Annotated in this window: 12 protein-coding genes; 4 read left to right on the top strand and 8 right to left on the bottom strand. The window is 49.6% G+C overall.

Translation table 11 applies throughout. The features are described 5' to 3' along the window. Positions 1-2: 2 nt before the first annotated feature. The 5 genes from AC3RCL_RS02450 to AC3RCL_RS02430 all read right to left on the bottom strand — a co-directional run bounded on the left by AC3RCL_RS02450 (position 3) and on the right by AC3RCL_RS02430 (position 6639). Entirely contained in the window at positions 3-947 is a 945-nt protein-coding gene (locus tag AC3RCL_RS02450; RefSeq protein ID WP_492534492.1) for a carbohydrate ABC transporter permease, read from the bottom strand. 119 nt (positions 948-1066) lie between these two features. Next, on the bottom strand, positions 1067-2314 hold the full coding sequence (locus AC3RCL_RS02445; protein ID WP_096774745.1) for an ABC transporter substrate-binding protein: 1248 nt from the start codon (positions 2312-2314) through the stop codon (positions 1067-1069). A 173-nt stretch (positions 2315-2487) separates the two neighbouring features. Beyond that, a complete protein-coding gene (locus AC3RCL_RS02440; RefSeq protein ID WP_492534491.1) occupies positions 2488-4044 on the bottom strand; it encodes a response regulator transcription factor in 1557 nt (518 codons plus the stop codon). A gap of 6 nt (positions 4045-4050) precedes the next feature. After that, complete coding sequence (locus AC3RCL_RS02435) at positions 4051-5853, bottom strand: sensor histidine kinase (RefSeq protein ID WP_492534490.1); 1803 nt, start codon at positions 5851-5853, stop codon at positions 4051-4053. 42 nt (positions 5854-5895) lie between these two features. Next, positions 5896-6639: a helix-turn-helix domain-containing protein gene (locus tag AC3RCL_RS02430; RefSeq protein WP_119850306.1), complete on the bottom strand. Its 744-nt coding sequence runs from the start codon at positions 6637-6639 to the stop codon at positions 5896-5898. A 111-nt stretch (positions 6640-6750) separates the two neighbouring features. Between AC3RCL_RS02430 and AC3RCL_RS02425 the strand changes: the two genes are divergently transcribed. The 4 genes from AC3RCL_RS02425 to AC3RCL_RS02410 all read left to right on the top strand — a co-directional run bounded on the left by AC3RCL_RS02425 (position 6751) and on the right by AC3RCL_RS02410 (position 11577). Further along, positions 6751-9039, top strand: coding sequence for a glycoside hydrolase family 65 protein (locus AC3RCL_RS02425; RefSeq protein WP_492534489.1), 2289 nt, complete (start codon positions 6751-6753; stop codon positions 9037-9039). A 200-nt stretch (positions 9040-9239) separates the two neighbouring features. Continuing rightward, positions 9240-9914 carry a beta-phosphoglucomutase gene (pgmB, locus tag AC3RCL_RS02420; RefSeq protein ID WP_492534488.1) on the top strand — a complete coding sequence of 225 codons (675 nt, stop codon included), beginning with the start codon at positions 9240-9242 and terminating at the stop codon, positions 9912-9914. Between the two features lie 166 nt (positions 9915-10080). After that, positions 10081-11043, top strand: coding sequence for a phosphotransferase enzyme family protein (locus tag AC3RCL_RS02415; protein WP_492534487.1), 963 nt, complete (start codon positions 10081-10083; stop codon positions 11041-11043). A gap of 24 nt (positions 11044-11067) precedes the next feature. Further along, positions 11068-11577, top strand: coding sequence for a hypothetical protein (locus AC3RCL_RS02410; RefSeq protein ID WP_213580052.1), 510 nt, complete (start codon positions 11068-11070; stop codon positions 11575-11577). 185 nt (positions 11578-11762) lie between these two features. Here the strand turns inward: AC3RCL_RS02410 and AC3RCL_RS02405 are convergent, their stop codons facing one another. The 3 genes from AC3RCL_RS02405 to AC3RCL_RS02395 all read right to left on the bottom strand — a co-directional run bounded on the left by AC3RCL_RS02405 (position 11763) and on the right by AC3RCL_RS02395 (position 14387). Beyond that, positions 11763-12818, bottom strand: a complete 1056-nt coding sequence (locus AC3RCL_RS02405; RefSeq protein ID WP_492534486.1) for a GIY-YIG nuclease family protein — start codon at positions 12816-12818, stop codon at positions 11763-11765. A gap of 361 nt (positions 12819-13179) precedes the next feature. Further along, the gene (locus AC3RCL_RS02400; RefSeq protein WP_036664739.1) at positions 13180-13602 is read right to left on the bottom strand and encodes a hypothetical protein; all 423 of its coding nucleotides are present in this window, start codon (positions 13600-13602) and stop codon (positions 13180-13182) included. 56 nt (positions 13603-13658) lie between these two features. After that, positions 13659-14387 carry a hypothetical protein gene (locus AC3RCL_RS02395; RefSeq protein WP_012818685.1) on the bottom strand — a complete coding sequence of 243 codons (729 nt, stop codon included), beginning with the start codon at positions 14385-14387 and terminating at the stop codon, positions 13659-13661. Positions 14388-14647 lie beyond the last annotated feature (260 nt).

The raw sequence follows: 14647 nt of genomic DNA, 5'->3' as shown, positions 1-14647 counted from the left end.
TCTCACTCCTTCTCATCCAGGAATTTTTTTTGCAGGTACGTAATCAGCATGATGATCATGAAGAACAGCACCACCGCCGCGCTTCCGTATCCAATGTTCATGTAACGGATCCCGTGCTGGTAGAAATACGTTACCACCGTGCTGGTAGCGCCGGCCGGCGAGCCGAGCGCGCCATAACGGGAAATCGCGGCAATTTGGTCGTAGATCTGGAAACCGGCGATCGTCGACACCGACACGATGAAGAACGTGATCGGCTTCAGGAACGGCACCGTAATGTAGCGGAATTTGTTCCACTTGGACGCCCCGTCGATCTCGCCCGCTTCATACAGATCCTTCGGAATTTCCTGCAGGCCCGACAAGTACACAATCATGGTGAAGCCGGCTTGCTGGAAGATAAACAGAATACATACGAATAAGAGCGCATAGCTAGTATCCGCAAACCAAGTCACGTTCCCGAAGCCTAAAGTTCCGAAAAATTTCGTCAGGAAGGTGCCCTGCTTGAAGAGCATCATGAACACGGTCGTGATCGCGATCTGCGAGGTAATATACGGAATGAAGAACACGGTCCGGAATATCCCCTTGCCCTTCAGCTTCTGGTTCACCAGGATCGCCAAGAGCAGACCGAGCAGGGTCTGAATCGGAATCGAGATGACCACGATTTCCAGGGAGTGAAGCAGCGCCCGGAAGAATTCTTTATCTTGCAGAATGGTGACATAGTTTTCGAGGCCGATGAATTTGGCCTGGTCCAGGGCAGCAAAGTTCGCATCCTGAAAACTTCTTACGAAAGACTGGATGAATGGATACAGAAACCACCATGCCCACAAAATCAAAAAGGGCAGCGTAAACAACCAGCCCAGCGTCTTATCGGAGTCTGCCAGCGAACGGAACCAGGATTGCCTGATCTTGTTCCCTTTCATATCAGCGTGCTTGCTGCTGTAATCGGACATAAGTTATCCCCCGCTTCCAAACTTAAATTGGTTGGTTCATGAGAAACCCCCACAAAGTGGTGTGAACAAAGGCTCCCGCTCCCTGAGAACAAGGAGCGGGAGCGGGTGTTGCCTCTTTCTTATTTGAACTGGCTTTGAATGTCGTCGAGAATTTGCTGAGCCGTTTTACCGGAGCCGCCCAGAATCAGGCCTTCCAATTCTTTCACGAGCTCATCCGTAAAGCGCTTGGTATCCGTTGGATACCCATAGTCCGTGCTGTACTCCAGCGCAGGCTGCAGCGCCTTGAATTCAGGGTTCTTCTCGAAATACTGCTCGGACAGCGAGGATACGGCCGGATTGAAGCCAAGCTCCATGAATGCGGTTTGCGTATCGTCGTTGGTCATGTAATAAGCAGCCTTCAGCGCAGCTTCTTTGTTCTTCGCGTCTTTCAATACCATGTAAGCGTCAGAGCTCATGGTGCTTCCGTTCGTCGTTCCTTTCGGAACCGGAATGGCAACCATTTTCAGGTCCGGATTCGCATCCTTCAGGTACCCTTTGTACCAGTAACCGCCTGTACTCATAGCGCCTTGCTCATTGCTGAATACTTCGCCGTCCCAGCCGAAGCCGAGCGATTTCGGCGTAACCGCCAGTCCTTGGTCATACATGTCGATGATCATTTCCAGCGCTTTGACGTTCTCTGGGGAGTTGATGGTCGCACCATTGCCCCAGCCGCCGCCGAAGCTCTTCACGTAGTTCGTGATATGGAAGGCATCCAGGTTCACGATAATGCCCTTCACATCGCCTTTGTTCAGCACTTTGGCCGCATCGATAACTTCATCCCATGTGGTTGGGTACTCGCCGAGGCCGGCATCCTTCCACATTTGCTCATTGATGAAGAACATCGCCGGCATATCGCTGTTCGGCACGCCGTACTGCTTGCCGTCCACGTTCCAAATCTTCTTCGATGTATCCGGGAAACGGCTCATGTCCACGCCCGTGGTTTGAACCAGATCGTCGATTGGCGAGAACAATCCTTTATTGATGTACTCGTAAGCACCTTCGTTGGACATCTTGATGAAGTCGGGCGCTACGCCGGCAGCAATTTCACCCGGAAGCGTGTTCCAGAATTGCTCGCTGCTCGGATATTGTTTAATTTTTAGTTCGATCTCCGGATACTGCTCGGAGATGGTGTCAGCCGCTTTCTGATAAATCTCCAAATCCTGCGCCGTACCCCAGAATCCGAAATTCACCGTTACTTTTTCAGCAGCGTCTCCGGCTCCATTATCTGTATTGTCAGCGCTTTTACTGCCGCCGCAAGCGGTTAAACCCACAACAAGAGCCAGGCACAAAACCAGCATGGCCGAAAACTTCTTGTTCCATTTACCCATGATGCTACCCCCCACGTTTCTTTTCGTTTTACCTTACATCTTCATGATAAAGAGCCGGGACAACAAAAAAAATTAATCAAATGATGATTAATTTTTTAAAATTGACTATTTTTTTATAAATAGATTGCACTGCACGAGCGTTTTTATGAAAAATCACACTTTCTTCTCTAATATCACACTTCATCTTTCCTATATTGTTTAGGAGAAAAGCCTGTGTATTTCTGGAATACAATGGCGAAATGGGCCTGATTATTGAATCCCACCATCTCGGCAACGTCATAAATTTTGTAGCGATAGTCCTTGAGGAGCACCTTCGCCTTCTCGATCCGAAGTTCGTTAATATAATCGAACAGGCCCTGACCGACCTCTTGCTTAAACAATCGGCTGACATAATTCGGACTGACGTGGAACAAATCCCCGAACAATTTCAAGGAAAGGCTCTCCGGGTAGTGCTCCTCCGTATATTCCATAATATTGCGCGTGAGCTGGCTGTAACCTCTCAGCTCCAGATGGCTGCGATTCTTGAGCCGCTCCTCGAACAAGGCACGGTATGCGGCCGACAGCTGCCCGAACTCATGGATCTCTTCAAAGGCCGATGTTTCTTCTTGATCGTCTCCCCCGCCCGGTACGCCCGTGCCCTCTCCGATCATAAACAGCAGACCTTCGTATACCTTGCGGACATCCTTCTCTTCCATACATTCTTCTTGCGCCAGAAACCTCTCCCACTGGGACAGTAGCTCCAGGAAGCGCTCGTTCGCCTCCTCCCTGAGGGCAGACTTCATCTGGCTTAAATAGGCATCGGCCTGTCTATAGACGTGCTCACCCTTCTGTTTCAGATGCTGGTAATAAAAGATCGACGTATCCGGGTGGTAAAATTGATGGGTCAGCGCTTTGCCCGCCTGCTCGTAGCCCGTCCGAATGCCGTCGAAATCGGCAAACCAGTCGCTGATGCCCAGCACGATGTCGATATTGACAAACCGCTTGAGCGCCGAGCTGATCATTTGCACCATTTTATTGACGCGCGTCAACGAGGCCAGCAGGCTTTTCAGCTCGCTGTTGCTGATGAATACGGCACTGCACTGTTCATCCAGCTGAAGATATTCGACTTCCTTCTCCGTGGACAGCATCTCGCTGACGACGTTCTGCACCGTATTCGGCAGGATCGACTCGGTTTCCTTGGCGTACCTTTTGATAACCGTGTGATAATCTTTGATTCTGAAAAGGACGACGTACATATTGCCCTCTTTGAGCTCTGTTTCATGCAGATCATGAACATGGCCTCGGAGAGCGTCAAATAATATCTGCTCCTTCCGGTTGCCCGCCGTAGCCGGCCCGACTTGAGCCGAAATCCCCCGGCTCCCAAACTGCTCCCGGACGCTCTTCAGCATCGCAGTCAGCTCGCGTTCATTCATGTCGGGTTTGTGGAAATAATCAAAAGCCCCCAGCTTCAACGCTTCCTTCACGTAGGCAATATCATCGAAGCTGCTCAACACGACCGTTTGAACCGGGATCTGCCGGTCCTTGATCGTCCGGAGCACCTCGAGCCCGTCCATCTTCGGCATTTTGATATCCAGCAGAACCACGTCCGGCACCGTTTCCGTTATCAGACGCAGCGCTTCTTCGCCGTCGCCCGCTTCACCGACAATGTCCACGCCCTGAGCTTCCCAGTCAATCGCCGATTTGATCCCGATCCGAACGAGCGGCTCGTCATCTACTATAAGTATTCGCACTTTCTATCACCCTGCTTCTTCTGTGATGATCGGAACCCGAAGCCATGCGACCGTTCCGCCCTGTTCTCCCCTTTGGATACACAGGCCGTACTCGGGCCCGAAATGAAGGGATATCCGGTTCCGTATATTGTTCAGTCCGATCGAGTTGAAGGTATCCTGCGGACCGTCCTGCTCCACCTTCGCCTGTCCGCCCTCCGGAAAACCTCGTCCGTTATCGCATACCTTCATGATCAGCGCATCCGATTCCTCATAAATCGATATGACAAGGCTGCCCTTGTAATCGATGCCTTCAAAGCCATGGAAAACCGCGTTCTCCACAAGGGGCTGAAGCAGAAACTTCAAGGTCCTATGATTCATTACGGCCGGATCCACCTCATACGTGACATCAAATTTATTAAAATAGCGGAAATCGAGAATTTTCGTATAGTTCTCCATGAATTCGACTTCCTCGGCAATGGTTACGTAGTCGCCTTCCTTCTTCACCGTAAACTTGATAACCGAAGAGAAAGCCTGCAGCGCTTCTTCAATGCCCGTTGCCCCCTGAATCTTGGCCATCCACTTGATCACGTTCAGCGTGTTGTAGATAAAATGCGGACGAATCTGCGATTGCAGCGCATTCATCTCCAGGTTCCGCTTCTCCTCTTCCTCCACGTAAATCCGCTCGATTAAATCGCGAATTTCGTGCAGCATCTGGTCCACGGTATGACTAATCACCCCGATTTCGCCGTGCTGCTTCGTATCAAAGCTTACGTCAAGCTGACCTTGGGAGACAAGCTTCATTTTGCTGTTCAGCACCGCCAGCGGCTTCATGATCGTGGTGGCGATCCGGGCCGAAATCAGGATGGACAGCACGAGCAGCAGGATCAACGCACCGATCAGAATAGCCACCATCAGGTACACGATGGAGAACAGATCCTTCTTCGGGATGACCGTGACCGCCTTCCAATTCGCCATGGAAGAGGAAGAAGAAATCATGTAGGTATCCCGACTGATCTGCGTGTTGACCTGGCCGTCCGCGTTATATTGAAAGTCGCTTCCCAATACCTCGGACGCCGCCAGTCCAATTTCCTCGGGGTGAACGCTGTGCACGATATGATCGGTTTCGTCGATCAAGTAAAAATTCGTATTCTCGGAAAATGCCGACTCGCTCCACAGCGTCTTGAGTTTATCCACCGAAATATTAAACAGGATAAACCCGAGATCCTCCTTCGTGTATGGATCCAAGATGGCCCTGCCCACTGACACGACCGGAATTCCCTTCGTTGACAGCAGTCGCTCCTGATGAATCCCTACCGGGACAAAGCCGCCATATGCTTCCCTGATCTTCCGGACAAAAGGCTCGCGGGTAAACTGCTCTTTGAAATAAGCGAAGTTCATATATTCCCGGTTGCTTCGGCCGATGATGGACCGGCTGTTCTCGTGGTAGATAACCACGGAGTCAATCAAGTCCGAATACAGCATGATCCCGCTCTGGATCAAGCCGTTCACTTTATCGAAATCCTGTCCCCGCTCCAGCAATGGATACGTCACCTTGCCGTAATCCTTCCGCATAATGGGATACACCGTGGAGTCCTGGATCGGGAACATGGACAGCCGGAGCAGCGGCTGCAGGGAGGTATCGATATTCTTAATGATTTGTTTGTTGTTTTCCACGGCGGCATCAATCATCGTGCTCCGGTTATTCTCCACGTAGACCCAGGATACGATCCCGCCGATCAGAAGAAGGGGAACGATAATGAAGGCGGAGAACGCCGCGATCAGTTTCTTCTCCAAACTTAAGTGAAGCATTTTCTGCTTTAGTTTCTTCATGGGCCGCGTCTCTCTTTTCTCGTTGTTCGATAGGATCGTCCTTTACCGCGCCGTGCCGCTTATCCGAAATTTTCTCGGCGTCATTCCCGTAAAATTCTTGAATAATTGCGTATAATAACTCTGGCTGCAGAACTTGAACGTAAACGCGATTTCGGATATCGACTGGTTCGTATTGGCCAGTAAATGCTTGGATTCCTCAATCTTCCGCCGATTAATAAAGGTGGTTATGGCTTCGCCCGTCTCCCGCTTGAAACGATCGGACAGGTAGCTCGGGTGGACCTTCAAATATGCCGCGACCCTCTGCAGGGTCAGCTCCTCGAAAATATGCTCCCGGATGTAATAGATCGCCAGGTTCACAATGTGAGAGAAAGACACGTCTTCCTTCTCGGAGCGGATCATCGACACAAACTGCACCAGCATCTCATATTCAAAATGAACCAGCCGCTCCACATCGCTCATTCGCTCGATCTCGAGGATCAGCGTGTCGCTTAAATGAAAGGCGATCTCGGGATCCACGCCGCCTTTGATAATGGCCCGGGTAAATAAGGTGCAGGATGCAATCAAGGCATTCTTCTTCGACCGAAGCGGATACGTCGCCAGCACGGCCGCTTCCAGCTCGTTAATTTTGCGCAGCATGTCCATGGCTCTATTCTCATCGCCGAAGCGGATCGCTTCCAGCAGCTCGTGCTCATAGTCGAACGGGGGATGGATAAAATTCTCGCGCAAATAATGCATCCGGGAAGAAAGGTAAAAGGGTTGGTTTCCAGAACGTGAAGGCTCTTTCATTATTTCCCCACCACCTAAAAATATTGATAAAAACCTTGATATTTTAGTATAACATAACTCCGATTGGCTCTAAAATTCAAGCATAACCATGCTAGGAAGGAAGTGTAGACCATGACCTGGAATATATCAAATCCTGATTTGTCGCAGCAAGCCCTGCTGAATATGGAAAGTATTTTTGCACTCGGCAACGGTTACCTGGGTGTGCGCGGCAACTTCGAAGAAGGCTACGGAGAGCGCCTGTCCACCATTCGCGGCACCTACCTGAACGCTTTCCACGACGTGATTGAAATCCCTTACGGCGAGAAGCTCTTCGCCTTTCCCGATACACAGCAAAAGCTCGTTAACAATATTGATGCCCAAACGGTCCTGATCTATTTAGGCGACGAGGAAGAACCTTTCCGCCTGGATCACGGAACGATCACTGCCCATGAACGCCGCTTGCATATGGACAAGGGGTACTCCGAACGAATCGTGCAGTGGAAATCGCCCGAGGGCAAAGAGATCAAGCTGACCTTCCGCCGTCTGGTGTCCTTCTCGCACCGGGAGCTGTTCGCCATCGACGTTCGGATGGAGCCGGTCAATTTCAACGGCCAGGTTCGCATCGTTTCCACCGTGAACGGCAAAGTGAAGAACTACACCAATGCCAACGATCCCCGGGTAGGCGCAGGGCATGCGGAACGGATGACCGTCATCGATGCCGGCGTCAAGGGCAGCGATGCCTATGTCGTAGACGAGACGATGGCGTCCAAGCTGCGTACCGCTTGCGTGACCCGTCATCGCTTGAATGCCGATGCGGACATTCAGCTCGAAGCCGGAACCGGAGAGGTTACGTTCACGGCTGTCCTTCCATTGACCGGACCGATCCACTTTACGAAATACAATTTGTATACCGACAGTCTTCGTCACGGGCAAGAGATGATCGAGCGCGGCATTCAGCTGCAGGAGGAGTTGAAGGATACTTCGTTCGAGGAGTTGCTTGCCGAGCAGGGCGAGTATCTGAACGACTACTGGAAATCGGCCGATGTCGTGATTCAGAACGATGACCAGCTCCAGGAAGGCATCCGCTTCAATCTATTCCAGCTGCTGCAATCCGCCGGACGGGACAAGCACAGCAACATTTCCGCCAAAGGACTGAGCGGCGAAGGTTATGAAGGCCATTATTTCTGGGACACGGAGATTTACATGTTCCCGGTATTTCTGATGACGCAGCCGGACATTGCGCGCCAGCTGCTGCTGTATCGTTATTCCACGCTGGAGCAGGCGAGAGACAGAGCGCGGGAAATGGGACACCGGCAAGGGGCGCTGTTCCCGTGGCGCACGATCTCCGGAACGGAATGCTCCTCCTTCTTCCCTTCGGGAACGGCGCAATACCATATCAGCGCAGATATCGCCTACAGCTATATTCAGTATTATCTCGCCGAGCAGGACCGGGATTTCCTCTTGTCCTACGGGGCAGAGGTGCTGATCGAAACCGCCCGCCTGTGGGCCGACATCGGCCACTATTATAACGGCGCTTTCCATATCGATGAGGTGACGGGGCCGGATGAGTATACCTGCTGCGTGAACAACAACTATTACACGAACGTCATGGCAAAGCATAACCTGAAATGGGCCGCCAAAAGCTGCGCCATTCTGGAATCCTACGATGCGCAAGGCTTCAAATCCCTGTGCGGCCGGCTTGGCGTAACCGCGAATGAAATTTCCGCTTGGGCGAAGGCGGCGGACGCCATGCTGCTCCCGTATGATGAAGCACTCGGCATTAACCCGCAGGACGATACGTTCCTTCGCAAAGCGGTATGGGATTTCGAGAACACGCCGGAGGACAAATATCCGCTGCTGCTGAACTATCACCCGCTCACCATTTACCGTTATCAGGTGTGCAAACAAGCCGATACGGTGCTCGCCCACTTCCTGCTGGAAGACGAGCAAAGCTTGGAAACGATCCAGCGTTCGTATGATTACTATGAAGGCATCACGACGCATGATTCGTCGCTGTCTTCCTGCATCTTCAGCATCATGGCCTCAAAGATCGGCAATATGGACAAAGCGTATGAGTATTTCATCGAGACGGCACGCCTCGACCTGGACAATACGCACGGCAATACGAAGGACGGCCTGCACATGGCCAACATGGGCGGTACCTGGATGTCGATCGTCTACGGCTTTGCCGGCATGCGTCTGAAGGAAAGCGGGCTTTCCCTCTCCCCGGCCATTCCGAAGGACTGGGAGAAGTATGCGTTCCGCTTGAACTTCCGCGGCCGTCTCATCGGCGTAAACATCGAGAAGGACGGCGTGACCTTGGAGATCGTCGAAGGCGAATCCATCGAGATCAAGCTGTACGACGAGGCCGTAACGCTTGAAGCCGGGAAACCTGTGAAACATGCGCTGCAGAGCAGATAACGATGTTTAGGCATTAGATGCTTGCTTTTCCTAAGCGTAGGGCATCACTCCCGGTTTGCGAGGAAAACGATCGATCGTCAAATTTTTCGACAAGTTTTCTATGATAACAGACCGCGATAAACCGTCATTTTTCTTGCGATATCCGGAAGTCCCCGTTTCGGGCTTATACTTTCTGATATCTCAAAAAGGAGCTATAAGATATGAATGAAACACGCAAGCTGAAGGCTGTCATCTTTGACTTGGACGGCGTCATTACCGATACCGCGGAGTATCATTATCAGGCATGGAAAGCCACGGCAACCGAGCTGGGCATTCCCTTCACGAGAGAATTCAACGAGAATCTCAAAGGGGTATCCCGCATGGATTCCCTGAAGCTCCTGTTAAGCCAGGCGGAGACGCCTGTAAACTATTCCGATGAAGAGCTGGTACAGCTGGCTGACCGCAAAAATAAGCGGTACGTCGAGCTGATCGAAACGATCACGCCAGCCGACCTGCTGCCAGGGATTACGGAGTTTGTCTCAGACATCCGGTCGGCCGGCCTGAAGACCGGCATCGCGTCCGCCAGCAAAAACGCCATCGCCGTGCTTACACGGCTTGGGGTCATGGACCAGTTCGACGTGATCGTCGACGTAACCAAGCTGAAGAACAATAAACCGGACCCGGAAATATTCCTCACCGCTGCCGCAGAGCTTGGCGTAGAGCCTGCCGACTGCATCGGCGTGGAGGATGCCGCATCCGGCGTTGACGCCATCAAGGGCGCCGGCATGTTCGCCGTCGCGATCGGCAACGCCGCGCATTTCCCGCATGCGGATATCGTGCTGTCCAGCACGAAGGAGCTGAATTTCCGTGAGCTGGCGCGGAAATTCGAAGGTTGATAAAGAAATGTAAGGGTGCTCCTAAGGGAGCGCCCTTTTTCGTATGCCCTCCCATTTTTTGCAACCACCCGCCATCTTCGTTAGACTGTAGTTGGTAGTGAGTACAGTAACCTTCCGGTATGTAAGCATGAGCATCATATCGAGAATACGATAAAGGGGACTTTCCATGGAACAGGCTGTTTTGGATCAAGGGGCCGAACGATTCGGCCGAGGTTCTTATTCACTGAAGTTACTTGGGGGATTCGATCAGAATGTATTTGAATACAACGGTGAAGACGGACGACGCTTCATTATGAAATTCCTGGACGCGTCCAAATACCGCAAAGCCTCGATCATTCGCGAGCTGACGTGGATGGCCTATCTCGCCGAGCAGGGTCTGAACATGGCGGTGTCCATTCGATCTGCTCAGGATCTTCTTATTGAAGAGGTAACCCATGAATCCAAGCGATACCATGTCATTGCCTTTACGAAGGCTCCCGGCAGCCCGTTAACGGATGTAACATCGGATTTTGCGATAATCAAGCAGTGGGGACGCGGGATGGGCCGTATGCATAAGCTCGGCAAAAAGGACGCCACCGCTTCCTCACTCGTGCATCGAATGGCGTTTCCCCAGTGGAATGATCATGTGATTTTTACCGATGCGTTCCCGGAGGCTGCAGGTGAAAGAGTCCATAGGCAGTGGACGCAGTATCTTAAGGAATTGGAGTCCCTCCCGCAGGATGAGGAAGGCTACGGCATCGTCCACAATGACCTCCACCATCACAACTTTCATGTACATAACGGGGAGATCATCTTTTTCGATTTCGGAGATGTCTCGTACCATTGGTTCGCCTACGATATCGCCATCGCCATCTATCATGCGGTTCAGACGGTTTCGGAAAACCGGAAAGCCGAGTTTGTGGCCCGATTCTTCGACTCGTTCTTATCCGGCTATCTTCAAGAGAATACGCTGAGCGAGGAATGGATCCAGCGGATCCCGTTGTTCATCGACTTTCGTAATATCTACTCCTATGTCTACTTCGCCAAATTCGTAAATTGGAATGAGATGGATGAACGCACCCGGAAATATCTGTTAGCGATGAAAGCGGATATTGAGGCAGGCAAATCCGTTGTAAAGCTGTCTATTTAATAAGAGAAGGAAGATTGCTCTGCCATGAAACCTAAATCCAAACATCTCCGCCGGCTCGGGTATTGGGGCCTGGGGCTGCTCCTCTCGTCCATCCTTCTATACCTGCTGTTCCTTCGCCCCACGCCCATCAAGGTGGGTGGATTTACGTCCTCTGCGGATGAAAATACCATGATCTTCGAAGTGATGAATAAGGGATTCGCCGATGTGAAGCTGCTGGACGTGCGGGTGAATAATGGCATGAAGCCCGCCAAGGCCGAGCTGGGCGTCAGTTATTCCCTTCATCTGGTCGGCGGCGAGGGCCTTGATGAAGATCCCGATATCGAATTCGTCGATATTCGGGAGGTGCCGTTAAAGCCCGAGCTCATGCCGGACGAGAAGAGAGCCGCCCTCGATCAAGGTTCGCGGATTCCGCTTAATTACGGCATCCGTCTTTATAACAATCAGCCCATCACGCAGATTGAAGTGAAATATAAGTATGGATGGATCACTTTTACGAGAGAGATGCCGATGGGGCGATTTTTCAATAAACCTTAATCATCATCGATGTGTTGCTGATAGCTTACCTATGATACAATCTCCGCCCAGCGGGATAACGTCTTCTCAAAAATAAGATTGGAGATTTATGGACGATAAAAACCGGGCTGCTGCAGCCCGGCTCATGCTCAAATTAAAATGACACAACATGATGATTCAAAAAATCCCGCAGCGCAGCCTCCATATCAGGCTCCCCCCCCGTCTTCGAGCCATGAATCCTGAAGAACAAGATAGCGGCAGGCGCTGCTCTGCAAATAGCTGTAGATGATTTGTGCAGCATCGATGTCTTGCCGGGTAACCTCGGCAGCATCGCTTTCCGGATCCCTCGTGAAATAGCTGAGAATCAAGGCTTTGACCCTCTGCCTCAACGATTCAATGTCCGCCGTGGTAGCCACAGAGCATCGCTCGCTGTGCAGCACAACGTTCCCCTTAATCAGAAATAACTTGATCGTATCTTCGTTTAAATACTCGTAGACAACGATGCTGTGATTCTCTTCGGCAAACTCGATCATATCCCGTTTACTTAAGAGCAAGTTCACCGCCTCCATGCCGTCCCTGTATTTTGCAGCCTGCTCAAAATCGAAACGCTCTGCGGCGCCCAGCATGGTTCGCTCCATTTCATCATATAAACGTCGGTCGTCCCCTTGAAGCAGAGCAATGAATCGATCCATGACTTCATCAAATTGCCGCGCGCTTTCGCCGCCAAGACACTTGCCAAGACAGAGGCCAATCGAATAATTCAAGCAGGGAGTATTTGCCGAAGAAGCAGCAGGTGCATAATTGCAGGCGATTTTACAGCATTCCTTAACCTTCTGAACTGCATGTTCAAGACTATGTCTGCTGGCTGTATAGGGACCGAAAAAACGAGACGGTTCGTGTGTGCCTTCATCCAGTGTATCTGTAATTTCCAGCCATCGCCAATCTCGCTTTTGCCGCAATACGATATAACTATAACCTAGCGGATTTTTCATCTTGCGGTTATACATCGGCTTTATGTCCTGAATAAGCCTGCATTCCAGCATGAACGCCTCAAACTCCGTGTCGGTGACGATATGCTCGAGGTCTTTGACATGCTGAACCAGCCTCTTCACTTTTGGGGAGTGCGATTTATTGTTGTAAAAATACGATTGTACTCTCTTCTTGAGACTTTTGGATTTGCCAACGTAAATGACCGTTCCACGCGAATCTCTCATGAGATATACGCCCGGCGACAGCGGCAGCTCTTGTATTTTTGTTTTCATTATGACTGTCGATCCTCTCAACGAATCTATCAAACATGGCGTTTTCGTTCACTTCCAAGATACCATATGCACACCAAAAAGCACCACATTCACGGGCTGATTCAACTCGATGGACGTGGTGATTTTATTAGCGACTAGGGCTACGGCCTCTATTACCCCCGTCTCACATAGGGTGGATTGATTGTCGTGCTCCCGCATGCGACCGAAGGCCCCATAATAACTGATTCTCGAATATAATTGTTGGAACAGGATCAGGCAAGTAGAAAGTTGAAGGCAGGTTATTCAAGGTGTCTCAAGGTAGTACAAAAAAACAATAAGACGAACTCTGATAAGAAGCAGTCCGTCTTATTGTTAATCAGAATCAATTTAATTTATTGAAGTGTTCTTCACTTATTAGATCGAATAACTGTGGGGCATTGAAGGTAGCTTCATCAAATAGAACATCACTTCCAGAATCGCCACAATATAATTGTACATTCTTTTGTTCATCTAGAAATTCAAGATGGAAGAACGGTAGGATATAGCTTTCAGTTTCACTCATCTCATAATGATTGAAGAAATCCACAACTTCCTTATCAATAGGTACACGTAATTCAAGTAGGCCGTCATCACCAAAAGTCCTTTGAACCGTTTGTTTTTTCAGAAAGGGGGCGTCAGCATCATCTTGTGCCCAACATCTTATCTTAAGATACTTACATTCTTTGCAAAAAAACAAAATAATTTTTTTTACCAGATCTTTTCTTTGTTCTGTTTCAAGTTTGCTACTCAGTATATGTGTGTACAATTCTTTGAACTCACCTCATTTCTGACAACTAACATTCTATTTATCATTATATACTGTCATTCATTTTCAGGAATATCTTCGTTTGGTGGTATCCCTGGAACCGTTTCAGATTCAACCGGAACTCCTGGAGCTTTTTTAGATTCGTCTGGTTCTTGTGCCTTCTCATTAGGAGGAGCAGAAAGTTCATCTGATCCAGTATCGATAGGTGGTTGCTCACTATTTCCTTCCGGTTGATCTCCCGCTGATCTAGCAGCAGCAACCAAAGCTATAGCACTTGCAGGCCATGTAGCCCAAGCGATTACAACTATTGCTACAACTACACCAACAGTTACAGCAACTTCCCAATTTGTTGCTTTATTCAGTTGCGCCTTAACTTCTTCCTGCATAGCTTCTTTGGCTTCAGTTATGGCAAGTAGGGGGTGGCAGTTCGTCTTAGAGGTATTATTTACAGTGTCATGAACATACCAACAAATGCTTCCAGCTAGATTAGTTCTCGCTGAGATATGAAGATTGGCTTTATGTATTGAGTAGTTTCCACGAGAATCTTTTTCCCATACGTGAATGTTTGTATGAAGTATGTTCTGTGTTTCATTCCATGGACCTGCCCATCCATTGTGTAGTTGAATAACATCAATTTTATAATTACCTGGGTAAAATTGGGCGAATAACCCGGCAGATCCACTAGCTCCTACTTTAAGGGGAGCGGATACCAATAAAACTAGTGCTAAGATTGTTGCTAAGACAGCACTTCCCCTCTTAATGAAAAACTTTTTCACCAAAGACATTTGATCACTCCTTATTTTTATTGGATGGTAACAATAACTCATAAAATATGATATATTTTTTTCTATAAAAGGGTAATAGTTCCATATAATAAATATAATGCATATTTTTTGTGAAAGTATTGAATAAAAAGACGAAAAAAATGGCGGATACTGTAGAAAGTAATGAGGAACTGACTCGAAGGTTTACATTAATCTTACGACTTTGGAAAAGTGATCGTCTCTATACGTGAATTGCAATATGAGCGAATTGAATTAACAGA

It is taken from the genome of Paenibacillus sp. MT86 (genome assembly GCF_058792535.1).
The sequence above is the reverse complement of the archived record's forward strand: the minus strand, read 5'-3'. Positions and strand labels throughout refer to the sequence as shown.